This window comes from Pantoea sp. PA1 (assembly GCF_056856975.1).
Window position 1 is genome coordinate 366,447 of sequence record NZ_JBXGEE010000002.1, and the last position, 23,066, is coordinate 389,512.

A 23,066-nucleotide genomic window follows, 5' to 3' on the forward strand; every position below is an offset into this window, starting at 1 on the left:
ATCTCTCTGTTCCCTATCCTGCAGTGCGGAGGAAGGACGCCGGAATCGACGTCGATACGCGACAAACCTCACAGATTTGAATGAGTTGCGTCTCATCCGCCAGGCTGGCACTCAATCTTACCCGCAATCTGTGAGGGCCGCAAACCTCTGGCGCGCGGGGGAATCGCGCCACTGCTCAGTGGAGACCGGCTTACTGTAAGCCGGGCGTTAAATCGCCACCAGGCCGCGCACGCCTTCTGCCTCCATGGCGTCGCCGCGGCCTCGCTGCACAATTTCACCGCGGGACATCACCAGATAGCTGTCCGCCAGTTCGGCCGCGAAATCATAAAACTGCTCAACCAGCAGAATCGCCATATCGCCTCGCTGCGCCAGCTGGCGGATCACCGCGCCGATCTCTTTGATCACCGATGGCTGGATCCCTTCGGTCGGCTCATCCAGGATCAGCAGCTGCGGCCGACAGGCCAGCGCCCGGCCGATCGCCAGCTGCTGCTGCTGGCCGCCAGAGAGGTCGCCGCCCCGGCGTGACTTCATCGCCTGCAGCACCGGGAAGAGCTGATAGATCTCCTCCGGGACGGCCCGTGCCTCTGCCGCCGGAAAGCGTGACAGGCCCATCAGCAGATTCTCCTCCACCGTCAGGCGCGGAAAAATTTCCCGCCCCTGCGGCACATACGCGATGCCAGCCTGCACCCGCTGATGCGGTTTGCGGCCATTCATCCGCTGCTGCTGCCAGTGAATCTCCCCCGACTTCGCCGGGATCAGGCCCATCAGGCACTTCAGCAGCGTGGTTTTTCCCACGCCGTTGCGCCCCAGCAGGCAGGTGATTTCGCCAATCCTGACCTCAAACGAGAGGCCGCGCAGGATGTGACTGCCGCCATAATATTGATTCAGTTCAGTAACCTGTAACATCTCAGCGCCCCAGATAAACGTCGATAACCTGCTCGTTGGCCTGCACCTCGCGCAGCGATCCCTCCGCCAGCACCTGTCCCTGATGCAGCACCGTAACGTGGTCGGCGATGGTCTCCACAAAGCCCATGTCGTGCTCCACCACCATCAGCGAATGTTTCCCCGCCAGGCTGCGAAACAGCTCGGCGGTGTAGGCCGTTTCCGCATCGGTCATGCCCGCCGCCGGTTCATCCAGCAGCAGCAGATGCGGCTCCTGCACCAGCAGCATGCCAATCTCCAGAAACTGCTTCTGACCGTGCGACAGCAGGCCCGCCCGGCGCTGGCGCTCGCCGCCCAGCCGCAGCAGCTTCAGCACCTCATCAATCCGGTCCCGCTGCTCGCTGTTGAGGCGGGCGCGCAGGCAGGCCCAGACCGATTTGTCGGCCCTGAGGGCGATCTCAAGATTCTCGAACACGGTCAGCGCTTCAAAAACGGTGGGTTTCTGGAACTTACGGCCAATCCCGGCGCGGGCGATCGCCACCGGTGACAGACGGGTCAGATCACTGTCCTGGTCGTAGATCACCCGGCCCGCATCCGGCCGGGTTTTACCGGTGATCACATCCATCAGCGTGGTTTTGCCCGCGCCGTTGGGGCCGATCACGCAGCGCAGCTCACCGACGCCGATCTGCAGCGAGAGATCGGTCAGCGCCCGGAAGCCCTCAAAGGAGACGCTGATCTTATCGAGCTGCAGCACCGGATCGCGCTGCACCCGGTGGCGATCCGCTAACTGGGGTTGGGTAAACAGGGCATCACTCATTTTTTTCTCCGGCGCAGCAGGCCAATCACGCCGTGCGGCAGAAACAGCGTGACCAGGATAAACATCAGGCCCAGGAAAAAGAGCCAGTATTCCGGGAAGGCGACGGTGAAGAAGCTGCGCGCGCCGTTAACGATCGCTGCGCCGAGCAGCGGGCCAATCAGCGTGCCGCGTCCGCCCAGCGCCACCCAGATCGCCGCTTCAATCGAGTTGGCAGGGGACATCTCGCCAGGGTTGATGATGCCGACCTGCGGCACATAGAGCGCCCCGGCCAGACCGCACAGCACCGCGGAGAGCGTCCAGACAAACAGCTTGAAGCCGCGCGGATCGTAACCGCAGAAGGTCAGGCGGTTCTCCGCATCCCGCACGGCGGTCAGCACCCGGCCAAATTTGCTGCGCGCCAGGGCGAAGCCGATCGTCAGGCTCAGCAGCAGCAGCAGCACCGTGGCGACAAACAGTCCGATACGGGTCGGGGTCGCCGTGACCGAAAAGCCGAGCAGGGTAGTAAAGCCGGTAAAGCCATTGTTGCCGCCAAAACCGGTTTCGTTACGGAAGAAGAGCAGCATGCCCGCGTAGGTCAGCGCCTGCGTCATAATCGAAAAGTAGACGCCTTTGATTTTTGAGCGAAAGGCGAAAAAGCCAAACAGCAGCGCCAGCAGGCCTGGCACCAGCATGCTGAGACAGAGCGCCCACGCGAAGGAGTCGGTGCCGGCCCAGAACCAGGGCAGCTCACGCCAGGAGAGAAAGGACATAAAGGCGGGCAAGCCTTCCCCGGCGGCCTGGCGCATCAGGTACATGCCCATGGCGTAGCCGCCCAGGGCAAAAAAGAGGCCGTGGCCCAGCGACAGCAGGCCGGCGTAGCCCCACACCAGATCCAGCGCCACGGCGACCACCGCATAGCAGAGGATTTTGCCGACCAGCGTCAGGGTATAGGTGGAGATCGCCAGCGGATGTGTAGCGGGCAGCAGCGCCAGAAACGGCATCAGCAGCAGCGCCAGGGTGATGACCAGGCCAAGGGTAAGGGTCAGGCGTGGGGCGGTGCGCGCCACGCGAAGCGTGATAGGTTGCGTCATCAGTCAGTCACCCTTCCTTTCACCGCAAACAGCCCCTGCGGACGTTTCTGAATGAACAGTACGATGAGCACCAGAATCAGGATCTTGCCCAGGACCGCGCCAATCTGCGGCTCCAGCACTTTGTTCAGAATGCCCAGACTGAAGGCGGCGACCACGGTGCCCGCCAGCTGGCCGACGCCACCCAGCACCACCACCAGAAACGAGTCGATGATATAGCCCTGACCCAGTTCCGGGCCGACGTTGCCCAGCTGCGACAGCGCCACGCCGCCCAGCCCGGCAATGCCGGAGCCGAGCCCGAACGCCAGCATATCGACGCGGCCGGTCGGCACGCCGCAGCACTCCGCCATGGCGCGATTCTGCGTCACGGCGCGCACGTTCATGCCCAGGCGGGTGCGGTTCAGCAGCAGCCAGGTGAGCGCCAGCACAAATACCACGAACAGGATCACCGCGATGCGGTTCCACGGCAGCACCAGATTAGGCAGCACCTGTAATCCTCCTGACAGCCACGATGGATTCGCCACCTCCAGGTTTTGCGCCCCGAACAGCACCCGCACCAGCTGAATCAGCATCAGGCTGATCCCCCAGGTGGCGAGCAGCGTCTCCAGGGGGCGGCCATAAAGATGGCGGATCACCATGCGCTCCAGCGCCATACCAATGGCGGCGGTGACCAGGAAGGCGACCGGCAGCGCCAGCAGCGGATACCAGGCCAGGTAGTGCGGCGCAAACTGCTGAAACAGGCTCTGTACCCACCAGGTGGCGTACGCGCCGAGCATCAGCATTTCGCCGTGTGCCATATTGATCACCCCGAGCAGGCCATAGGTGATTGCCAGGCCCAGCGCGGCCAGCAGCAGGATCGATCCCAGCGACAGGCCGCTGAAGGCCTGACCCAGCAGATCGCCCCACCGCAGCCGCTGCTGAATCTGTTGCAGGCTGTCCGCCGCCGCAGCCCGCACCGTGGCATCCGGTTCATTTGCGGGCTGAGTCAGGCGTTGCAGGCTGGCCTGGGTGTCAGGATCGCTGGACTCGCCCAGCAGATTGACCGCACGCAGGCGCACCATCGGATTGCTGTCTGCCAGTTGCAGGTTGGCCAGCGCCAGCGCTAAGGCGGCATGAACCCGGCTATCCTGCTCGGCGGCGAGGCGCTGCGTCAGCAGCGGCAGCTGGTCGGCAACCCCCCCATTCTGCAGCTGCTGGGCGGCGCGCAGGCGCAGCGCGGCATCACGGCTCACCAGCTGGTGGGCGGCTAGCGCATTGTTCACCAGCACGCGCAGCCGGTTGTTCATAAAGAGTTTTTTCAGGTTACCGGCGGGCCGGGCCGCACCCTCCAGCGGTGTCAGCTGTGTACCCTGCTGGCTGAAGGGCTGTTTGTTCTGGTCGATGACGACCGTTTCGGTGTGCAGCGCTTCCAGCAGCTGCAGGCGCTGACTGTCCGGCGCGGCGGCCCATTGCTGCAGCAGGGTGGCCTGCTGGCTGCGGCTGGCGGCGGCAAAGTCAGCCGCCGGTCCGGCGCTGGCCAGCAGCGGCATCAGCAGCAGCAGGCTGAATAAGCAGCGGCATAGAGTCATAAAGAGAGCCTCGTCAGGGGGAGGCAGCACGGCGGATTAAACAGCCGTGCTGCCGCTTCGCAGCGATTGACGCTGCCTGTCTGCCGCGCGCTTACTGCGCGGTTTTTACCGGGTAGTCGGGCTTTTTGTCGTTACCGGCAATGTACGGGCTCCACGGCTGTGCGCGCACCGGCTTGTCGGTCTGCCACACCACGCTGAACTGGCCGTTCTCTTCCACTTCGCCAATCATCACCGGCTTGTGCAGATGGTGATTGGTTTTGTCCATAGTCAGGGTAAAGCCATCCGGTGCGTTAAAGGTCTGACCGGCCATTGCAGCCCGCACTTTGTCGACATCGGTGGTGCCCGCTTTTTCCACCGCCTGGGCCCACATATGGATGCCCACATAGGTTGCTTCCATCGGGTCGTTGGTGACCACGGTGGCGGCGTTCGGCAGATTGTGCGCTTTGGCGTAGGCGCGGTAGTCCGCGACAAACTTCGCGTTGGTCGGGTTGTCGATCGACTCGAAGTAGTTCCAGGCGGCTAACTGGCCGACCAGCGGTTTGGTATCAATGCCGCGCAGCTCCTCTTCACCCACCGAGAAGGCGACTACCGGAATGTCGGTGGCTTTGATCCCCTGGTTGGCCAGCTCTTTGTAGAACGGCACGTTGGAGTCGCCGTTGATGGTCGAGACGACCGCGGTTTTGCCGCCAGCCGCAAATTTTTTGATATTTGACACGATGGTCTGGTAGTCGCTGTAACCAAACGGCGTATAGACCTCTTCGATATCCTTGTCCGCCACGCCTTTGCTGTGCAGGAAGGCGCGCAGGATCTTGTTGGTGGTGCGTGGATAGACGTAGTCGGTGCCCAGCAGGAAGAAGCGTTTAGCACTGCCGCCATCTTCGCTCATCAGATACTCCACCGCCGGGATCGCCTGCTGGTTTGGCGCCGCACCGGTGTAGAAGACGTTAGGCGACATCTCTTCGCCTTCATACTGCACCGGATAGAAGAGCAGGCCGTTCAGCTCTTCAAAAACCGGCAGCACCGATTTGCGTGACACTGAGGTCCAGCAGCCAAAGACCACCGCCGCTTTGTCCTGCGTCAGCAGCTGCCGCGCCTTCTCGGCAAACAGCGGCCAGTTAGAGGCGGGGTCTACCACCACCGGCTCCAGCTTTTTCCCCAGCACGCCCCCTTTGGCATTGATCTCATCAATGGTCATCAGCGCCACATCTTTCAGCGGCGTTTCAGAAATCGCCATGGTGCCGGAGAGGGAATGCATGATCCCCACTTTGATGGTGTCAGCCGCCTGCGCACTCCAGGCAAATCCCATACTGACAACGGTGGCGGAGAGCGCAAAAGCTTTGATCAACGAACGTCTTTTCATCATCTGAACCCCTGAGTGGTTGTTGTGTTATTCGATGGTCTGGAGCCGGGCCTGCTGCAGGCGATGCAACGTGATCTTCCTGACTTCCGCCTTGCTGACGGCGATATGGTCGGTCAGCATGCGTTGCGCGTCGGTGGTCTGTTGCTGAAAAATCGCCTGTAAAATCTCTGCATGTTCCTGATAGGTCGCGCAGATACGGTCGTCGCGGGTGAAGTCGAGCCGCCGGATAATGCGGATCTTCTCCGTGAGTTCGGCATGGATGCGGGCCATCTCCGGGTTGCCCGCCGCTGCCACCAGCGTCATGTGAAACGCCTCATCGTGCTGCGAAACCACCAGCCCCTCGGTGAGCGCCTCTGCCTCACACCAGAACTGGTTCAGCTCCGCTAACAGGGCTGTACACTGCGGGGCGGGCAGGGCGCAGAGGCGTTTTACCGCCTCGCACTCCAGCACGGTGCGCAGGTCATAGAGCGATTCAAACCAGGCGAAATCGAAATTTCGGATCTGCCAGCCGCTGCGGAACCACACTTCCACAAAGCCTTCGCGCTCCAGCCGGAACAGCGCCTGACGCACCGGTGTGCGGCTTACCGCCAGCCGTCCGGCGATTTCGCTTTCACTGAAGCGGTCACCCGGCATCAGGCGAAAGGCGAAGATATCGGCCTTGAGCGCCTGATAGACCCGCTCTGCCAGCGCCTCCGGGCGCGCTTTTGGGGATTGAGGTTGCCTTGTCATTGCTGCTCCTTATTCCAGCCACAGCAGGTTATCGCCCGGGCTGACCGGGCGGCCCCCCTGGCAGGCGATACGCGTGACCCGACCGGCCTGCGGGGCGACAATCGCCAGCTCCATCTTCATCGCTTCCACGATGATCAGGGTCTGACCGGCGCTGACCGCGTCGCCCGGCTGCACCAGCACTTTCCAGATATTGCCATTGAGGTCAGCCTGCACCGCCACGCCGTGCTCCTGCTCCTCGCTGACGCTGGCCAGCGCCTCCTCAGCCTGCGGCGCGATCTGCTCTTCCTGCGCCCATAGCTGCACCTCCTGCTCAAAAGCGGCGGCCTGGCGCTGGCGAAACGCCGCGATCTCAGCGGCGTGATCGGTGAGGAACTGCTGGTGGGCAGCAAAATCGAACTGCGTCTCTTCGATGCGCAGGCTGCCACGACCTTCGCGAAAATCTTCGCGCAGCCGGGTCAGCTCCTCTTCACTGACGGGATAAAAGCGCACCTGATCGAAGAAGCGCAGCAGCCACGGCGCGTCGGGCGCGAACTGCGGATTTTTCAGGAAGGTGTTCCAGATCGGCAGCGTCCGGCCCACCAGCTGATAGCCGCCAGGCGAGTCCATACCGTAGATACACATGTACATGCCGCCGATGCCGACGGTGCCTTCTGCGGTAAAGGTGCGCGCCGGACTGTATTTGGAACTCAGAAGGCGATGGCGTGGATCGACCGGCACAGCGCAGGGCGCACCGAGATAGACGTCGCCCAGCCCCAGCACCAGATAGCTGGCGTCAAACAGGGTCGCGCGTACTTCCTCCCGGCTGCTTAAGCCATTAATACGCTGGATAAAGTCCACGTTGTTCGGCAGCCAGGGGGCGCTGGCGCGAACCGTCTCCTGGTAGCGGCTGACGGCACCGAGCGTGGCGCTGTCTTCAAAGGCCATCGGCATCCACACCACGCGGGAGGGGACCTTCAGCGTGCTGACATCGCCCAGCGTCGCTTCCAGCGCCAGCAGCAGCGTCATCAGGGCGGACTGATTGATGATGCGGCTGTCGTAGCGTACCTGCAGCGAGCGCACGCCCGGCGACAGCTCCTCGACGCCGGGTTCTGCCTGCGCCGTCAGCGCATTCATCAGCAGGTGCACGCGCAGACGCAGCGCCAGATCTAGCACGTTGTCGCCATATTCAATCAGCACATATTTGTCACCCGCCTGGCGATAGACCACTTTCGGGGTGGTGTCGGTGGCGTCGAGGGCGGCGAGAATCGTGGCGGAGCCGTGAGCGGTTTCGGCCAGCGACGGCACAGCAAAGGCCGGGGGATGTTCCGGGCGCAGCGTCTCAATCAGATGACGCTGCGCGTTTTCCCGCGCCAGCGCCTCCTCCGCGCTGATTGGATGGAAGCGGATAGTGTCGCCGGGTTTGACCTGGCCCACTTTCCACAACTCGGCTCTGGCGATGGTTACCGGACAGACAAAGCCGCCGAGGCTCGGGCCGTCGTGCGTCAGGATCACCGGGAAGTCGCCGGTGAAGTTGACCGCACCGATGGCATATTCACAGTCGTGAACGTTGGAGGGATGCAGGCCCGCCTCACCGCCGTTGGCGCGGGTCCAGGTCGGTTTCGGGCCGACCAGCCGCACGCCGAGGCGGTTAGAGTTGTAGTGCACCTGCCAGTCGCTGGCAAAGAACTCGTCGATGGCGGCCTGGGTGAAAAAGTCCGGTGCGCCGTGCGGACCGTAGAGCACACCGATGCGCCATTCAGTGCCGTAGTGCGGAATCAGCGACGCATCAAGCGGCTGCGGCGCGCCAGTCGGGGCCGGTGTGGTGCAGGCGGCGCGCGCAGGCTGTGAGACTGGCAGCATGTCGGCGACCCGCAGGGTACGTCCGGCGTGACCGCCAAACTGGCCCAGCGAAAAGGTGCTGCGGCTGCCCAGATATTCCGGCACGTCAAAGCCGTTGCGCACCGCCAGATAGCTGCGGCAGCCCTGGCGGGCGCGTCCCATCGTCAGCGTCTGTCCCGCTTTCACCGTCAGCGGCTGCCAGTAACTGACCGCTTCACCATCAAGCTGCGCGTCACACTCTGCGCCGGTCAGCGCCACAATCGCGTCGCAGTGGAAGCGCAGGGTGGGGCCCTGCAGGGTGAACTCCAGCCCCGCCGCCGCCTCATGGTTTCCGACGATGCGGTTAGCCAGCCGGAACGCAAAGTCATCCATCGGGCCGGAAGGCGGCACCCCGATGTCCCAGTAGCCGAGGCGGCCGGGGTAGTCCTGCACCGAACTGAAGGTGCCGGGCTGCAGCACCTCCACCACGGTGGCGGCAGGCACCACGCTGTCGAGATAGCGCGTCCAGACGTTGCCGCTGCGAAACGCCTCGCTGGTGGTAATCTGGCGCAGATAGTCGAGGTTGGTGGCGATACCGTGCAGCTGGGTCGCATTCAGCGCGTGATGCAGTTTTTCCAGCGCCGCTTCACGGTTGTCGGCATGCACAATCAGCTTGGCGATCATCGGGTCATAAAAGCTGGAGACTTCACTGCCGGTTTCGACGCCGCTGTCGACACGTACGCCGTCAGGAAAGCTGACCGCGGTTAACAGGCCAGGGCTGGGCTGGAAGTTTTTCAGGGGATCTTCCGCGTAAAGCCGCACTTCGATCGCCGCGCCCTGAGGCGGCTGCTGCAGGCGTGACCACTCCACCGGATCACCCGCCGCCACCTGCAGCATGCACGCCACCAGGTCGAGCCCGGTGACGCATTCGGTAACCGGATGTTCAACCTGCAGGCGGGTGTTCACTTCAAGGAAATAGAACGCCTGCTGGCTGACGTCGTAGATGTACTCCACGGTGCCTGCGCTGCGGTAGTTCACCTGTTCGCCCAGCCGCACAGCTGAGGCGAGCAGGGCGTCGCGCGTCTCCTGCGAAAGGCCGGGCGCGGGTGTCTCTTCCACCACCTTCTGATTGCGGCGCTGCAGAGAGCAGTCGCGTTCACCCAGTGCGACGACGGTGCCGTTACCGTCACCAAAAATCTGCACCTCAATATGGCGGGCGCGATCGATGCAGCGCTCCAGAAACACGCCTGCATCACTGAAGAACTGCTCACCAAGGCGGCGCACGCTCTCCCAGGCGCTGGCGAGCGCGTCGGCGTCAGCGCAGCGCGTCAGGCCAATGCCACCACCCCCCGCGGTGCTTTTCAGCATCACCGGGTAGCCAATCTCGTCGGCAGCCTGAATCGCCTCCTCCAGCGAGGCGAGCAGCGGAGTGCCCGGCGTCATCGGTACGCCTGCACTGGCCGCCAGCTCACGCGCGCGGTGCTTCAGGCCGAACTCGCCAATCTGCTGCGCGGTCGGGCCGACAAAGGCGATGCCCGCCGCCTCACAGGCTTCGGCAAAGGCCTGGCTTTCCGACAGAAAACCGTAGCCCGGCCAGATCGCCTGTGCGCCGCTCTGCTGCGCCGCCGCCAGGATTTTGTCGATGCGCAGGTAGGAGTCACTGGCTTTGTCGCCGCCGAGGGCGATCGCGCTGTCCGCCTGCTTAACGTGCTGCGCGTTGCGATCCGCGTCAGAGTAGACCGCGACACTTTTGACGCCCAAACGCTTGAGGGTGCGAATGGCGCGGCAGGCAATCTCGCCCCGGTTGGCAATCAGTACGGTGGTGAACATGATCAGTGACTCCCCTGTGAGGTCAGCCAGTTACGCCAGCCGCCCGATTCGGTGATTTCCAGTGCGCTGTTCAGCGCAGCGCCTTCGCAGATAAAGCCTTTGACGATCCGCCCATCCGCCAGCGTCAGGCTGCCGATACCCAGCGGGGCGGGGATCTCCGCCACAAATTCGCCGAAGCGTGCCAGCGGAATGTCCCACAGCTCCACCGTGATGGCGGCACCCTGTTCGTCCCGCATCAGGCCGGGCTTTTTAATCGCCCCGTCCAGCAGAGCGAACAGGCGGTAGTGAGGGGCGGTCTTTGTCTCTTCCACCCATACCGCCCTGCGCTCGGTGAGCTGGAAATTCAGCGGCATGCCGGTGAGGTGTGCCCCCACCACAGCCAGCCGGACATGATCGGGGGAGACGGGGAGAGCGACGGGCGGCGGGCAGGGCAGGCCAGTCGCCCCCAGCGGCAGCGCCAGCTGGCGCTGCCAGCGGATGCCAAATTCAGCCAGCGCCCGGTCGTGCCAGGCGGGCGCAATCAGCGTGATACCCGCCGGGAGATCGTCATTGCGGAACGGTGCGGGCAGCGCCAGCGCGGCGAGGTCAGCGAGGTTGGTAAAGTTGGTGTAGGTGCCAAACTGTGAGTTGTAGTGAATCGGCTCCTGCTTCATCTCTGCGAGGGTATGAATGGTGGGCGAGGTCGGCACCACCAGCGCGTCAAACTGCGCCAGGGTCTGCTGAATCTGGCGCGTCAGCCCGGCCCGCAGATACTCCGCTTTGTAGGCATCGACGGCGCTGTATTTCAGGCCGCTGGCGACGATCTCATGCACCACCGGGTCCATATCGGTGGGGCGATCGAGCATCCCGCCTACCGCCACGGTGCGCTCAGCGACCCAGGCACCGTAGTAGAGCTGCTCTGCCAGCTGCCGGAACGGCGTGAAGTCGATGGGGTGCAGCGTCGCGCCACTCGCCTGCAGGGCCTCCAGCGCCCGATCCCAGGCGGCTTCAGCGGCGGCATCATCGAAAAACTCCGGCGTATCAGGAACGGCAAAGCGGGGGCGAACCGGCAGGCTGGCGGGGGCGGTGCGCGGATTCACGCGCGAATAGGCGTCCCCGGCATCATAGCCCCCGATCACGCTGGCGACGCTCCAGGCATCTTCTGCCGTCAGGGCGAACACGGAAATCGTGTCATTGAGGCGGCAGGCGGGCACGACGCCGCGCGCAGAGAACCAGCCTTTGGTCGGCTTCAGGCCAACGATATTGTTGAAACCGGCCGGGACGCGGCCCGAACCGGCGGTATCGGTGCCCAGGGAAAAGGCGACCAGTCCGCGCGCCAGCACCGAGGCCGAGCCGGAGCTGGAGCCGCCGCTGACATAATCGGGATCAAAGGTGTTACTGACCGCGCCAAAAGGTGAGCGTGTGCCGACCAGACCGGTGGCAAACTGATCGAGGTTGGTTTTACCGATGACCACGGCCCCGGCCGCTTTGAGTCTGGCTACCGCTATCGCGTCCTCGCTGGCGGTATAGGTAAAGGCGGGGCAGGCGGCGCTGGTGGGCCAGCCCGCCACATCGATATTGTCCTTGACCGCGAACGGCACGCCGAACAGAGGCAGCGATGCGGGATCGCGCTGATAGTGAGCCAGCAGCGGTTCAATCTGAGCCGCCAGCTGATCCGGGGTCGCCAGCATGATCCAGGCATTATCCTGGGGATCCAGGGCGGCAAGGTGTGCGCTCAGCAGTGCGCTAATCTGATGTGGCGCCTGCTGGTAGCGTTGTTGCCAGGCGTGCAGTGTCAGGCCAGTGGTCGAAGTCATAAGAAGGATTCCAGCTGGTATACAAGATGGAATTCAACAGAGCAAAGGGTGTGCCACTTTTTTAAGCTGATGATTCAACGTCTTAAAACGACAGGTGATAAGTTTTTCTGATGATTATTTGCACAATGACGGCGCGCAGGCTGAACGATGACGGTGCGTTTAACCGCCGCGTGCGTAAATATTGTGAAGAACATGGCAAGAGTCGGATGCCCTGGTTAGCATGAAGACTGCCTGGCAACTCGCCGGCGCCCAGCAACAGAGGAGATTTACGTGGTGAAGTGGCGTAACTGGATGATAGGGATCTGCCTGGTCGGTACGGCCAGCAGCGCATGGGCCGATTCGCTTGATCAACAACGGCAACGTTATCAACAAATTAAACAGGCGTGGGACAGCAATCAGATGGCCACCGTGGAGCAGCTGTTGCCCACGCTTCAGGATTATCCGCTCTATCCTTATCTGCAATATCGCCTGCTGGCACAGGATCTCGATCAGGAGACCGCCCTGGCCGTACAGAATTTTATTCGCCAGTATCCCACACTGCCGCCTGCGCGCTCGCTCAGCACCCGCTTTATCAATGTGCTGGCTTACCGGCAGGACTGGCAGGGCGTGCTGAATTTCAGCCCGACCGAACCGAAACCGGTGCAGGCGCGCTGTAACTGGTACTACGCCAAATGGGCCACGGGTCAGCAGCAGGCCGCGTTTGATGGCGCGAAGCAGATCTGGCTGCGCGGCACTGCGCTGCCTGCCGACTGCGACAAGCTCTTCTCGGTCTGGCAGTCATCGGGTCAGCTTTCACCGATCACAATCCTGGAGCGTATCCGTCTGGCGATGAAGGCGGGTAACGACAGCCTGGTGAGCTATCTGGCGAAAACCCTGCCGGCAGATTATCAGACCATGTCTGACGCGGTGCAGGCGCTGCAGCAGGACCCGCTGACGGTCAGCACCTTCGCCAGCGCCGTCGGACCCACCGACTTTACCCGCCAGGCGACGATTTACGCCTTTACCCGCGTGGCGCGGCAGGATATGGAAAACGCCCGCAGCCTGATCCCGATTCTGGTCCGGGCGCAGAAAATGGGGCCGGAAGATGAGCAGGCGCTGAAAGAGATCGTGGTCTGGCGCATGATGGGCAGCGATCTGACCGCTGAACAGGCACGCTGGCGCGATGCGGTGGTGATGAACAGTGAGTCCACCGCGCTGGTGGAACGCCGGGTGCGGCTGGCGCTGTCGCAGCACGATCGGCGCGGTCTGAACACCTGGATCGCCCGTCTGCCGGTGGAGGCCAAAGAGAAGGATGAGTGGCAGTACTGGCAGGCTGACCTGCTGTTTGAGAAAGATCGCAAAGAGGAAGCGGAAGAGATCCTGCGTAAACTGATGCAGGCGCGTGGCTTCTATCCGATGGTGGCCGCTCAGCGTCTGGGGGTGGATTATCCGCTGCAGATTGATGAAGCACCCAAGCCTGACAGTGCTACGGTGCAGGGCCCCGAGCTGGCGCGCGTCCGTGAACTGATGTACTGGGGGCTGGATAACCTGGCGCGCAGCGAGTGGAGCAATCTGATCGGCAGCCGCACACATACGCAGCAGCAGATGCTGGCGCGCTACGCCAATGAGCAGGACTGGTGGGATCTCAGCGTGCAGGCCACGATCACGGCCAAAATGTGGGACAGTCTGAAAGAGCGGTTCCCGCTGGCGTGGCAGAGCGTTTACGAGCGCAACACCCAGGTGAAGCAGATTCCGCCAAGCTATGCGATGGCGATTTCGCGTCAGGAGAGTGCCTGGAACCCGAAAGCGCGCTCGCCGGTCGGGGCGAGTGGTCTGATGCAGATCATGCCTGCCACCGCGGCGCACACCGTGAAGATGTATGACATCCCCGGCTACAGCAACAGCAGTCAGCTGCTCGATCCGGAAACCAATATTCAGATTGGTACCCAGTATCTGGAGTATGTCTACCAGCAGTTTGACCAGAACCGGATTTTCGCCTCTGCGGCATACAATGCCGGTCCGGGCCGGGTGCGAAGCTGGCTGAAAACCAGTGCAGGTAATCTCGACGCCGTGGCGTTTATCGAGACCATTCCGTTCTCTGAAACGCGCGGTTACGTGAAGAACGTGCTGGCCTATGACGCCTACTATCGTCACTTCATGGGCAAGCCTGACAAAATCCTGTCAGATGGTGAGTGGAATCGCCGTTACTAGCTGTGCTAAGCTTCCGTACTCTTTAGCGAGTACGGAAGCCTCTTCATGACCCATTCTCATTCCCCTTCAGCCGAAACCCCTCCGGCCGACGATAGCTGGCAGCGCTTTGTCAGGCTGATGCAGCAGGCCTTTGCCGATGGTCACGCGCTGCCCCTGATGCAACTGATGATGACGGCGGATGAGCGGGAAGCGTTTGGCACACGACTGCGGATTATCGAAGAGTTGATGAAGGGGGAGATGAGCCAGCGCGAGCTGAAAAACGAACTTGGCGTGGGTATCGCCACCATCACCCGTGGCTCTAACAGTCTGAAAGAGGCGCCGCCGGAGCTGAAACGCTGGCTGCAGGCGCATCTGGACGGCGAGTAATTACGATTGATAGAGCGGATGAACAAACGGGCAGAGCGCCAGAATCAGGGCCTGATGATAGACGCTGGCGCGGCTGAGCAGGCCGTGCGTGAACGCCCCGATAGCCCCGCCCTGATGTTTAATATTTTCAATGCCGGTTAACCGCGCCATCTCTTCGCCCAGTTCCCGCCCTTCGCGCAGACCCGCCAGCACCGCCGGTGGCAGCGTGAAGCTGGCTGACCGCGATTCGCCGCGCTGCTTCTGATTCTCTATCACGATACAGGCAAAGGCGCTGTCCTCTTCGATCCCCGCCTCAATCGCCACCCAGAATGTCGCTTCAGGCCGTACCTGACGGGCATTCATTACGCGCTGACGTGCGCCCGTTCGCGTTTCGAGGTGGCTCAGCGGCTGGGCGGCAACACCACTATCGACCCCGACCCCTTCAATATGGCAGGATCCTTCGCCGAAAACGTCGTTGAATGCCTGCGCAATCGCGTGAATCTTCGCTGGATTGGTGGTGGCTGCGACAACATGGTACATAATTAATTGAACCCTCAGATGGTTAAGCGCCTGGCCCATCAGGCTACAGACAGGCTCTAAGGCGATTCTGGTCGCAGTATAACGGAAACTACTATGTTACAGGTCTATCTTGTTCGTCACGGTGAAACGGTTTGGAATGCGGAACGTCGCATTCAGGGGCAGTCCGACAGTCCGCTGACGGAAAAAGGTGAACAGCAGGCGCATCAGGTGAGTGAACGCGTGAAACATCTGGGTATTACCCACGTTATCACCAGCGATCTGGGCCGCACGCGCCGCACCGCGGAGATTATCGCGGATGCCTGTGGTTGCACGGTGACGCTCGATCCGCGCCTGCGGGAGCTCAATATGGGCGTGCTGGAGAAGCGTCCGCTGGATGGCTTAACCGCCGCAGAAGAGCAGTGGCGTGCCACGCTGGTGAACGGCACCGAAGGCGGGCGCATCCCGGAAGGGGAGTCCATGTCCGAGCTGGCAGCGCGCATGCACGCTGCGCTGAATGCCTGTCTCGACCTGCCGGCCGGGAGCCGTCCGCTGCTGGTGAGTCACGGTATGGCGCTGGGATCGCTGGTCAGCACCATTCTCGGTCTGCCTGCCTGGGCGGAACGCCGGCTGCGTCTGCGAAACTGCTCGCTCTCGCGGGTCGATTATCAGCAGAGCGCCTGGCTGGCCGAAGGGTGGATTGTGGAGATGGCGGGCGATATCTCTCATCTGGATGCGCCCGCTCTCGACGAGCTGCAGCGCTGAAGGTCTGCAGGCCGCCGTCGTGAGGACAGCGGCCTGAGTATCAGCTGACCGGGGGCTGGCGGCGAATCGGAATCAGATATTCGCAACGGATCTCTGTCGGCGGCTCGGCACGCTTTTTACCGCCGTGGGTATAGAAGCGTTCAATATCCTGCCCCTGACGGCGGGTCAGCCCCAGCGTCGGCATGCAGGTGCCGTAGAGCAGCAGGATGAACTCCTGCAGATTGACGCGCGGGCCGGTATAGGTGAACTGCACATAATCGCCCGCTTCCAGAATGACGTTCTGACCGGAGTGCAGGCTGCCCGCGCTGTCAGCCGGCACCGCTGTGGTATAGAGGATCTCCTGCTCGTCATCTTTTTCCTGGCTGGCGCGCACCTGATGCAGGCCATACAGCACCGGCGGCACGGTATCCGTTTCCAGCAGGAACTGCTTCCAGAAGTGAATCCGCATCTCGTCACGATAGCTGGAAATCTGCTCCAGAATACAGGTGTAGTTCTGGGTCTGACCCACCAGCACCGTTTCCGGCAGGGTGACGAAGGTCGGTTCCGGCTGCGTCTCATTGTCCAGACGGATAGGGGGACGAATACCGAAGGAATTCCAGTCGGAAGCGCGACGATACCAGGCCGGCGTCTGCGCAAACTGCTTCTTGAAGGCGCGGGTAAAAGTCTGTTGTGAATCAAAACGATACTGCAGTGCGATGTCCAGAATCGGACGGCTGGTCAGGCGCAGCGCCACCGCCGCTTTAGACAGGCGACGCGCCCGGATATAGGCGCCGATAGCATGTCCGGTCACGTCTTTAAACATCCTTTGTAAGTGCCATTTAGAGTAACCGGCTTTCTGGGCAACGTTGTCCAGTGAAAGGGGTTGATCCAGATGGCTCTCCAGCCAGACAAGCAAATCGCGAATGATACCGGCTTGGTCCATAAAACATCCTCATACTCTGGTGGTGCAGCTAAATGCATCGAAGAATATTAGCACTCATTGCTCAAAAGACGTGGGCCGTTTTCCGGGGAAGATTGTGCTAAATCAGTGCGGGCATAACCCGTTTTGGTTTTGTCATTATATCGATTGACAGTACATTACATGTTCATCTATTCAATTTGCAATGGTAACCCCATGACAAGACCTCGTCTTATCCTCGCTGCGCTGACCGCACTGACCTTTTCCAGCCCGCTGCTCGCCGAACAGATCGGCTCTGTCGACACGGTGTTTAAGATATTCGGGCCTGACCACAAGATTGTCGTTGAAGCCTTCGACGATCCGGATGTTAAAAATGTAACCTGCTATATCAGCCGGGCGAAGACCGGTGGGATTAAAGGCGGGCTGGGGCTGGCTGAGGATACCTCCGATGCGGCGATTTCGTGCCAGCAGATTGGGCCAGTGGAGCTGAGTGAGAAAATCGCGCAGGGCAAAGCGGAGGGGGAGGTGGTCTTCCGCCAGCGTACCTCGCTGATCTTCAAAAAGCTGCAGGTGGTGCGCTTCTTCGATAAAAAGCGTAACGCCCTGGTCTATCTGACCTACTCCGATAAAGTCGTCGATGGTTCACCGAAGAATGCGATCAGCGCCGTGCCGATTATGCCGTGGCACTGAGCATAAAAAAAACGCCCGCAGGGGCGTTTTTTTCAGGCTTACCGCAGCTTACTCATGCAGGTCGCCGCAGAAGCGGTAACCTTCGCCATGAATGGTAGCGATGATTTCAGGCGTGTCCGGCGTCGATTCGAAATGCTTACGAATACGACGGATGGTCACATCCACGGTGCGGTCGTGCGGCTTAAGGTCACGGCCGGTCATTTTTTTCAGCAGATCGGCACGGGTCTGAATCTTGCCCGGATTTTCGCAGAAGTGCAGCATGGCGCGGAACTCACTGCGTGGCAGTTTATAGTGCTCGCCGTTCGGGTTGATCAGTGAGCGGCTGTTGATATCCAGCTCCCAGCCATTGAATTTGTAACTCTCAACCTGACGGCGCTCTTCGCCCGGCATGGCGAGATTCATGGTGCGCGACAGCAGATTACGGGCACGAATCGTCAGCTCACGCGGATTGAACGGTTTGGTGATGTAGTCGTCAGCGCCAATTTCCAGACCGAGAATTTTATCAACTTCGTTGTCACGGCCGGTCAGGAACATCAGGGCGACATTGGCCTGTTCGCGCAGTTCACGGGCCAGCAGCAGGCCGTTTTTACCCGGCAGGTTGATGTCCATGATCACCAGGTTAACGTCATTGTCGGTCAGCACCTGATGCATTTCTGCACCATCAGTCGCCTCATACACCACATAACCTTCTGCCTCGAAGATGCTCTTGAGGGTGTTACGCGTGACCAGTTCGTCTTCAACGATAAGAATGTGCGGGGTCTGCATGTTTAGCTACCTAAAATTTGCCAACAAATTGAAAACAGGGCGTACAGCGGTATGGCGTTCTCCATCATCGAGAGCAGCGGGCCGCGCTGAACCGTTGTACGAAATCATATTTTGATAAGCCATCTATCAACGTCAACAACAGTATTAGCTCAGCCAGTCAGGATGAAAATTGCATGCCCCAGGCGAGAATGATAATGGCGCATATCCTAACTGCATTAACAGCAACCTAACAGCACCAACTACAACCGATAAGCATAAAAACAACGCTTCGTTGACTTATATCAAATGCAATTGTAGCACGTTAACACTTTTGTGAAAAACTTCTCGTAGATTGCCCGTTTAGCTCACAAAAAGCATCATTTTCATTACATTTTTCACGCTTCGGTTCCAAAATGAAACCCACTGGTAATCACATTCTATCCTGTTGAACTTAAATGTATTAATAGTGGTTTCTTTAATAAAGGCCGCTTCGCCGGTAAAAAGATTCGGATCGCTTTTTTTAACCGGTTTTAACAATGGTAATCACCGCTTTTCTTATTCGCTTCCGCCCGCTGAATCCTGAACAGTCATGTTAATATGGCGTTATGTAAATGGACCAATGGAATAAATATGCTCTTCCCCCTGATTCTCGTCTCGCCCGCGCGGCCAGAAAATATCGGCGCTGCGGCGCGCGCCATGAAAACCATGGGCTTCAGCCAGCTGCGCATTGTCGCCAGCGACGCCTGGCAGGACCCGGCCGCGCGCCGGGTCGCGCATGGCGCGGGTGAGATCCTCGATAACGTCCAGACGTTTGCAACGCTGGCTGACGCATTAGCTGACATCGACTTCTCCGTCGCCACCACTGCGCGCAGCCGGGCAAAGTTTCGCTACTACGCCACGCCAGAGCAGGTTGAAACACAGCTGCTGGAGAAGCGTCAGTGGGTAAAGAGTATGGCGCTGGTATTTGGCCGCGAAGACAGCGGGCTGACCAATGAGGAGCTGGAGCAGGTCGATCTGCTGACCGGCATCCCGATGGCGAATGACTATCCGTCACTCAATCTCGGCCAGGCGGTGATGGTCTACTGCTATCAATTGTCGAAGCTGAATCAGGTTGAGGCTCCGCTTACCGCCGCCGCAGACGGGCAGCAGTTGCAGGCGCTGCGGCAGCGTTTGCATCAGCTGCTGGCGCAGCTGGAGGTGAGTGATGATGAGAAACTCTCTGACTGGATTGATCAGCGGGTGGGGCTGCTGGAACAGCGCGACACGGCGATGCTGCATCGTCTGCTGCACGATATTGAAAAAAAACTCGCAGATTAATCCTCGGCGAAAATCTGATTTTGCAGTAACAGATCGCAGAGAAGTTCAGCATCGCAAACGATCAAAGAGCGTTTTACGATTTCGCCGGTGGCTCTGCGCAGTCAGGGAAACGGGCCCGCCGGACAAATCGGGTTGACTTAATGTGCGCTTTGCTTTACTTCTGGATGCCAGACGGACAGACAAAGACAGACAGAAAAAAATCTCAATGCGTAAAATCAGCCTGAACACCACAATTATTACCATCACCATTACCACAGGTAACGGTGCGGGCTGACGCATACAGGAAAAACAGAAAAAAAGCCCGCACCTAACCAGTGCGGGCTTTTTTTTCGGCTTAAATTCAGGAGAGTTTATATCATGCGAGTGCTGAAATTCGGCGGGACCTCGGTAGCGAATGCGGAACGGTTTCTTCGCGTCGCTGACATTCTGGAAAGTAATGCGCAACAAGGACAGGTTGCAACCGTGCTCTCTGCGCCAGCAAAGATCACTAACCACCTGGTGGCGATGATTGAAAAAACCATCAGTGGTCAGGACGCTTTGCCGAATATCAGCGACGCTGAGCGCATCTTCAGCGAGCTGCTGCAGGGCCTTGCTGAGTCACAGCCTGGCTTTGAATATGAGCGGCTGAAAACCCGCGTGGACCTGGAGTTTGCGCAGCTGAAGCAGGTGCTGCACGGCATCAGCCTGCTGGGGCAGTGCCCGGACAGCGTCAATGCGGCGATCATTTGCCGCGGTGAAAAACTTTCGATTGCCATTATGGAAGCGCTGCTGCAGGCACGCGGTCATGAGGTCAGCGTGATCGATCCGGTAGAGAAGCTGCTCGCTGTCGGTCACTACCTGGAGTCCACCGTCGACATCGCCGAATCGACCCGTCGCATCGAAGCCAGCCAGATCCCGCCGCAGAATATGATCCTGATGGCGGGCTTTACCGCCGGCAACGAGCGCGGTGAGCTGGTGGTGCTGGGCCGTAATGGCTCAGACTACTCGGCGGCCGTGCTGGCAGCCTGTCTGCGCGCCGACTGCTGTGAAATCTGGACCGATGTCGATGGCGTGTATACCTGCGATCCGCGTCAGGTGCCGGATGCCCGCCTGCTGAAATCGATGTCCTATCAGGAAGCGATGGAGCTCTCCTATTTCGGCGCCAAGGTGCTGCATCCCCGCACCATTGCGCCCATCGCGCAGTTCCAGATCCCGTGCCTGATCAAAAACACCGCCAATCCGCAGGCGCCCGGCACCCTGATTGGGGCAGAAGGCGAGCAGGATGAAAATCCGGTGAAAGGCATCACCAACCTGAATAACATGGCGATGGTTAACGTCTCCGGTCCCGGCATGAAAGGGATGGTCGGAATGGCGGCCAGGGTGTTTGCGGCGATGTCGCGCACCGGCATTTCCGTGGTGCTGATCACCCAATCCTCGTCTGAATACAGCATCAGTTTCTGCGTGCCGCAGAGCGAGCTGGCGCGGGCGCGTCAGGTGCTGGAAGAGGAGTTCTATCTGGAGCTGAAAGATGGTCTGCTGGACCCGCTGGATATCATTGAAAATCTGGCGGTGATCTCGGTAGTGGGCGATGGCATGCGCACCCTGCGCGGCATCTCAGCCAAATTCTTCTCGGCGCTGGCGCGCGCCAACATCAATATCGTGGCGATTGCGCAGGGCTCCTCTGAACGTTCCATCTCCGTCGTGGTTAACAACGACGAAGTGATCACCGGGGTGCGCGTGGTGCATCAGATGCTGTTCGCCACCGATCAGGTTATCGAAGTCTTTGTGGTGGGCGTCGGCGGCGTCGGCGGTGCGCTGCTGGATCAGTTACATCGCCAGCAGGCGTGGCTGAAGCAGAAGCATATCGACCTGCGGGTCTGTGGCATCGCCAACTCGCATGCGCTGTTAACGAATGTTCACGGCATCGATCTGAGCCACTGGGAAGCGGCATTAAGCGAAGCCAAAGAGCCTTTCAATCTGGCGCGTCTGACCCGGCTGGTCAAAGAGTATCATCTGCTTAATCCGGTGATTGTGGACTGTACCTCCAGCCAGGCGGTCGCCGATCAGTATGCCGATTTTCTCAGCGAAGGTTTCCACGTGGTGACGCCGAACAAAAAGGCTAACACCTCATCCTGGAACTACTACCAGCAGATGCGTGCCGCCGCAGCCAAATCGCGCCGCAAATTCCTTTATGATACTAACGTTGGTGCCGGTCTGCCGGTGATCGAAAATCTGCAAAACCTGATGAATGCGGGTGATGAGCTGCTGCGCTTCTCCGGCATTCTGTCTGGCTCGCTCTCCTTTATCTTCGGCAAGCTGGATGAAGGCGTCTCCCTGTCTCAGGCGACTCAGATGGCGCGGGAGATGGGCTTTACCGAACCCGATCCGCGTGACGATCTCGCCGGCACAGACGTGGCGCGTAAGCTGCTGATCCTGGCGCGCGAAGCGGGTCATCAGCTGGAGCTGACGGATATTGAAATTGAGCCGCTGCTGCCCGCCAGCCTGACCGACATTGCAGACGTTGAGCAGTTTATGCAGCGCCTGCCTGAGCTGGACAACGCCTTTGCCGCGCGGGTTGCGCAGGCGCGTGATGCGGGTAAAGTGTTGCGCTATGTCGGCGTGATCGAAGAGGGCGGCGTCTGCAAAGTCAGAATTGACGCCGTAGACAGCAACGATCCGCTCTTTAAGGTGAAAAATGGCGAGAATGCGCTGGCATTTTACAGCCGCTACTATCAGCCGATCCCGATGGTGCTGCGCGGGTACGGTGCAGGAAATGATGTGACAGCGGCCGGTGTCTTTGCCGACCTGCTGCGCACGCTGTCATGGAAGTTGGGAGTTTGAAAATGGTAAAAATTTACGCACCGGCCTCGATTGGTAACGTCAGCGTCGGCTTCGATGTGCTGGGCGCGGCGGTTTCGCCGGTCGACGGTTCCCTGCTGGGTGACTGCGTCTCCGTGGAGGCGGCAGAGCACTTTTCACTGACCAACGCCGGACGTTTTGTCAGTAAGCTGCCCGCCGATCCTAAAGAGAACATCGTTTATCAGTGCTGGCAGCGCTTCTGCGAGGCGGTGGGCAAAGAGATCCCGGTGGCGATGACGCTGGAGAAGAACATGCCCATCGGCTCCGGGCTGGGCTCCAGCGCCTGTTCGGTGGTGGCCGGTCTGGTCGCGATGAATGAATTCTGCGGTAAGCCCCTTGATGACAGCACCCTGCTGACGCTGATGGGCGAGCTGGAAGGGCGCATCTCCGGCAGCGTTCATTACGATAACGTCGCGCCCTGCTTCCTCGGGGGCATTCAGCTGATGCTGCAGGAGAATGAGATTATCAGCCAGGCCGTGCCCGGCTTTGATGACTGGCTGTGGGTCATGGCCTATCCGGGCATTAAAGTCTCGACCGCCGAAGCGCGCGCGATTTTACCGGCGCAGTACCGCAAAGAGGAGTGCATCAAGCATGGCCGCCTGCTGGCGGGCTTCATTCATGCCTGCCATACGCGTCAGCCGCTGCTGGCCGCTAAACTTATGCAGGATGTCATTGCTGAACCTTATCGCACCAGACTGCTGCCGGGCTTCGCCGAGGCGCGACAGGCGGCCAAAGATATCGGCGCACTGGCGTGCGGTATCTCAGGCTCTGGTCCGACACTTTTCGCCGTTTGCAATCAGATGGAAACGGCACAGCGGATGGCTGACTGGCTGAGCCAGCACTATCTGCAGAACGATGAAGGCTTCGTCCATATCTGCCGTCTCGACACGGCTGGCGCACGACAATTGGGATAACGC

The 23,066-nt window shown here is 60.3% G+C and carries 19 protein-coding genes and 1 other annotated feature; of the genes, 8 read left to right on the forward strand and 11 right to left on the reverse strand.

Annotated features, from left to right (window positions below; genetic code table 11):
* Window positions 1-207 precede the first annotated feature (207 nt).
* From urtE to atzF, 8 genes are all read right to left on the reverse strand, one after another.
* Entirely contained in the window at window positions 208-906 is a 699-nt protein-coding gene (gene urtE, locus AC1V0D_RS12515) for an urea ABC transporter ATP-binding subunit UrtE (protein WP_009092254.1), read from the reverse strand.
* Between the two features lies 1 nt (window position 907).
* A complete protein-coding gene (gene urtD, locus AC1V0D_RS12520; protein WP_009092253.1) occupies window positions 908-1,699 on the reverse strand; it encodes an urea ABC transporter ATP-binding protein UrtD in 792 nt (263 codons plus the stop codon).
* Complete coding sequence (urtC, locus tag AC1V0D_RS12525) at window positions 1,696-2,769, reverse strand: urea ABC transporter permease subunit UrtC (RefSeq protein ID WP_058957757.1); 1,074 nt, start codon at window positions 2,767-2,769, stop codon at window positions 1,696-1,698. Before urtC ends, urtD begins: the two co-directional genes overlap by 4 nt.
* Complete coding sequence (urtB, locus tag AC1V0D_RS12530; protein WP_482907512.1) at window positions 2,769-4,334, reverse strand: urea ABC transporter permease subunit UrtB; 1,566 nt, start codon at window positions 4,332-4,334, stop codon at window positions 2,769-2,771. Before urtB ends, urtC begins: the two co-directional genes overlap by 1 nt.
* A gap of 91 nt (window positions 4,335-4,425) precedes the next feature.
* Entirely contained in the window at window positions 4,426-5,694 is a 1,269-nt protein-coding gene (gene urtA, locus AC1V0D_RS12535; protein WP_046101286.1) for an urea ABC transporter substrate-binding protein, read from the reverse strand.
* 27 nt (window positions 5,695-5,721) lie between these two features.
* Window positions 5,722-6,423, reverse strand: a complete 702-nt coding sequence (locus AC1V0D_RS12540) for a GntR family transcriptional regulator (protein ID WP_154928474.1) — start codon at window positions 6,421-6,423, stop codon at window positions 5,722-5,724.
* A gap of 9 nt (window positions 6,424-6,432) precedes the next feature.
* Window positions 6,433-10,050 carry an urea carboxylase gene (gene uca / locus AC1V0D_RS12545; RefSeq protein ID WP_482907513.1) on the reverse strand — a complete coding sequence of 1,206 codons (3,618 nt, stop codon included), beginning with the start codon at window positions 10,048-10,050 and terminating at the stop codon, window positions 6,433-6,435.
* A gap of 2 nt (window positions 10,051-10,052) precedes the next feature.
* Window positions 10,053-11,846 (reverse strand): allophanate hydrolase, encoded by a 1,794-nt coding sequence (gene atzF / locus AC1V0D_RS12550; protein WP_307744075.1) that lies wholly within the window; start codon window positions 11,844-11,846, stop codon window positions 10,053-10,055.
* A gap of 270 nt (window positions 11,847-12,116) precedes the next feature.
* Between atzF and sltY the strand changes: the two genes are divergently transcribed.
* On the forward strand, window positions 12,117-14,036 hold the full coding sequence (gene sltY, locus AC1V0D_RS12555; protein WP_009092246.1) for a murein transglycosylase: 1,920 nt from the start codon (window positions 12,117-12,119) through the stop codon (window positions 14,034-14,036).
* Between the two features lie 45 nt (window positions 14,037-14,081).
* Window positions 14,082-14,402 carry a trp operon repressor gene (gene trpR, locus AC1V0D_RS12560; protein WP_058957753.1) on the forward strand — a complete coding sequence of 107 codons (321 nt, stop codon included), beginning with the start codon at window positions 14,082-14,084 and terminating at the stop codon, window positions 14,400-14,402.
* Here the strand turns inward: trpR and yjjX are convergent, their stop codons facing one another.
* Window positions 14,403-14,921, reverse strand: a complete 519-nt coding sequence (yjjX, locus tag AC1V0D_RS12565) for an inosine/xanthosine triphosphatase (RefSeq protein WP_009092243.1) — start codon at window positions 14,919-14,921, stop codon at window positions 14,403-14,405.
* A gap of 93 nt (window positions 14,922-15,014) precedes the next feature.
* On the opposite strand from yjjX, the gene gpmB reads away from it, so the two are divergent.
* Window positions 15,015-15,662, forward strand: coding sequence for a 2,3-diphosphoglycerate-dependent phosphoglycerate mutase GpmB (gene gpmB / locus AC1V0D_RS12570; RefSeq protein WP_046101183.1), 648 nt, complete (start codon window positions 15,015-15,017; stop codon window positions 15,660-15,662).
* A 40-nt stretch (window positions 15,663-15,702) separates the two neighbouring features.
* Here gpmB and robA read toward each other — a convergent pair whose 3' ends face one another.
* Entirely contained in the window at window positions 15,703-16,584 is an 882-nt protein-coding gene (gene robA / locus AC1V0D_RS12575) for an MDR efflux pump AcrAB transcriptional activator RobA (RefSeq protein ID WP_482907514.1), read from the reverse strand.
* 192 nt (window positions 16,585-16,776) lie between these two features.
* On the opposite strand from robA, the gene creA reads away from it, so the two are divergent.
* Window positions 16,777-17,250, forward strand: a complete 474-nt coding sequence (gene creA / locus AC1V0D_RS12580; RefSeq protein ID WP_009092240.1) for a protein CreA — start codon at window positions 16,777-16,779, stop codon at window positions 17,248-17,250.
* A 48-nt stretch (window positions 17,251-17,298) separates the two neighbouring features.
* Here creA and arcA read toward each other — a convergent pair whose 3' ends face one another.
* Window positions 17,299-18,015: a two-component system response regulator ArcA gene (gene arcA / locus AC1V0D_RS12585; protein WP_009092239.1), complete on the reverse strand. Its 717-nt coding sequence runs from the start codon at window positions 18,013-18,015 to the stop codon at window positions 17,299-17,301.
* 609 nt (window positions 18,016-18,624) lie between these two features.
* Between arcA and AC1V0D_RS12590 the strand changes: the two genes are divergently transcribed.
* From AC1V0D_RS12590 to thrB, 4 genes are all read left to right on the forward strand, one after another.
* Window positions 18,625-19,311 carry a tRNA/rRNA methyltransferase gene (locus AC1V0D_RS12590; protein ID WP_009092238.1) on the forward strand — a complete coding sequence of 229 codons (687 nt, stop codon included), beginning with the start codon at window positions 18,625-18,627 and terminating at the stop codon, window positions 19,309-19,311.
* Between the two features lie 205 nt (window positions 19,312-19,516).
* Entirely contained in the window at window positions 19,517-19,585 is a 69-nt protein-coding gene (thrL, locus tag AC1V0D_RS12595) for a thr operon leader peptide (protein WP_111209051.1), read from the forward strand.
* Window positions 19,524-19,642 (forward strand) — a sequence feature (Thr leader region). (Overlaps the previous gene by 62 nt.)
* Before the next feature lie 26 nt (window positions 19,643-19,668).
* Window positions 19,669-22,131: a bifunctional aspartate kinase/homoserine dehydrogenase I gene (gene thrA, locus AC1V0D_RS12600; protein WP_009092237.1), complete on the forward strand. Its 2,463-nt coding sequence runs from the start codon at window positions 19,669-19,671 to the stop codon at window positions 22,129-22,131.
* Between the two features lie 2 nt (window positions 22,132-22,133).
* Window positions 22,134-23,063 (forward strand): homoserine kinase, encoded by a 930-nt coding sequence (thrB, locus tag AC1V0D_RS12605; RefSeq protein WP_058957752.1) that lies wholly within the window; start codon window positions 22,134-22,136, stop codon window positions 23,061-23,063.
* Window positions 23,064-23,066 lie beyond the last annotated feature (3 nt).

Coding starts and splice junctions, on each gene's coding strand:
- urtB (WP_482907512.1), bottom strand. CDS start 4,334: ATGACTCTATGCCGCTGCTTATTCAGCCTGCTGCTGCTGATGCCGCTG.
- urtA (WP_046101286.1), bottom strand. CDS start 5,694: ATGAAAAGACGTTCGTTGATCAAAGCTTTTGCGCTCTCCGCCACCGTT.
- thrA (WP_009092237.1), top strand. CDS start 19,669: ATGCGAGTGCTGAAATTCGGCGGGACCTCGGTAGCGAATGCGGAACGG.
- urtC (WP_058957757.1), bottom strand. CDS start 2,769: ATGACGCAACCTATCACGCTTCGCGTGGCGCGCACCGCCCCACGCCTG.
- urtD (WP_009092253.1), bottom strand. CDS start 1,699: ATGAGTGATGCCCTGTTTACCCAACCCCAGTTAGCGGATCGCCACCGG.
- uca (WP_482907513.1), bottom strand. CDS start 10,050: ATGTTCACCACCGTACTGATTGCCAACCGGGGCGAGATTGCCTGCCGC.
- gpmB (WP_046101183.1), top strand. CDS start 15,015: ATGTTACAGGTCTATCTTGTTCGTCACGGTGAAACGGTTTGGAATGCG.
- trpR (WP_058957753.1), top strand. CDS start 14,082: ATGACCCATTCTCATTCCCCTTCAGCCGAAACCCCTCCGGCCGACGAT.
- urtE (WP_009092254.1), bottom strand. CDS start 906: ATGTTACAGGTTACTGAACTGAATCAATATTATGGCGGCAGTCACATC.
- creA (WP_009092240.1), top strand. CDS start 16,777: ATGACAAGACCTCGTCTTATCCTCGCTGCGCTGACCGCACTGACCTTT.
- yjjX (WP_009092243.1), bottom strand. CDS start 14,921: ATGTACCATGTTGTCGCAGCCACCACCAATCCAGCGAAGATTCACGCG.
- AC1V0D_RS12590 (WP_009092238.1), top strand. CDS start 18,625: ATGCTCTTCCCCCTGATTCTCGTCTCGCCCGCGCGGCCAGAAAATATC.
- AC1V0D_RS12540 (WP_154928474.1), bottom strand. CDS start 6,423: ATGACAAGGCAACCTCAATCCCCAAAAGCGCGCCCGGAGGCGCTGGCA.
- atzF (WP_307744075.1), bottom strand. CDS start 11,846: ATGACTTCGACCACTGGCCTGACACTGCACGCCTGGCAACAACGCTAC.
- thrB (WP_058957752.1), top strand. CDS start 22,134: ATGGTAAAAATTTACGCACCGGCCTCGATTGGTAACGTCAGCGTCGGC.
- robA (WP_482907514.1), bottom strand. CDS start 16,584: ATGGACCAAGCCGGTATCATTCGCGATTTGCTTGTCTGGCTGGAGAGC.
- arcA (WP_009092239.1), bottom strand. CDS start 18,015: ATGCAGACCCCGCACATTCTTATCGTTGAAGACGAACTGGTCACGCGT.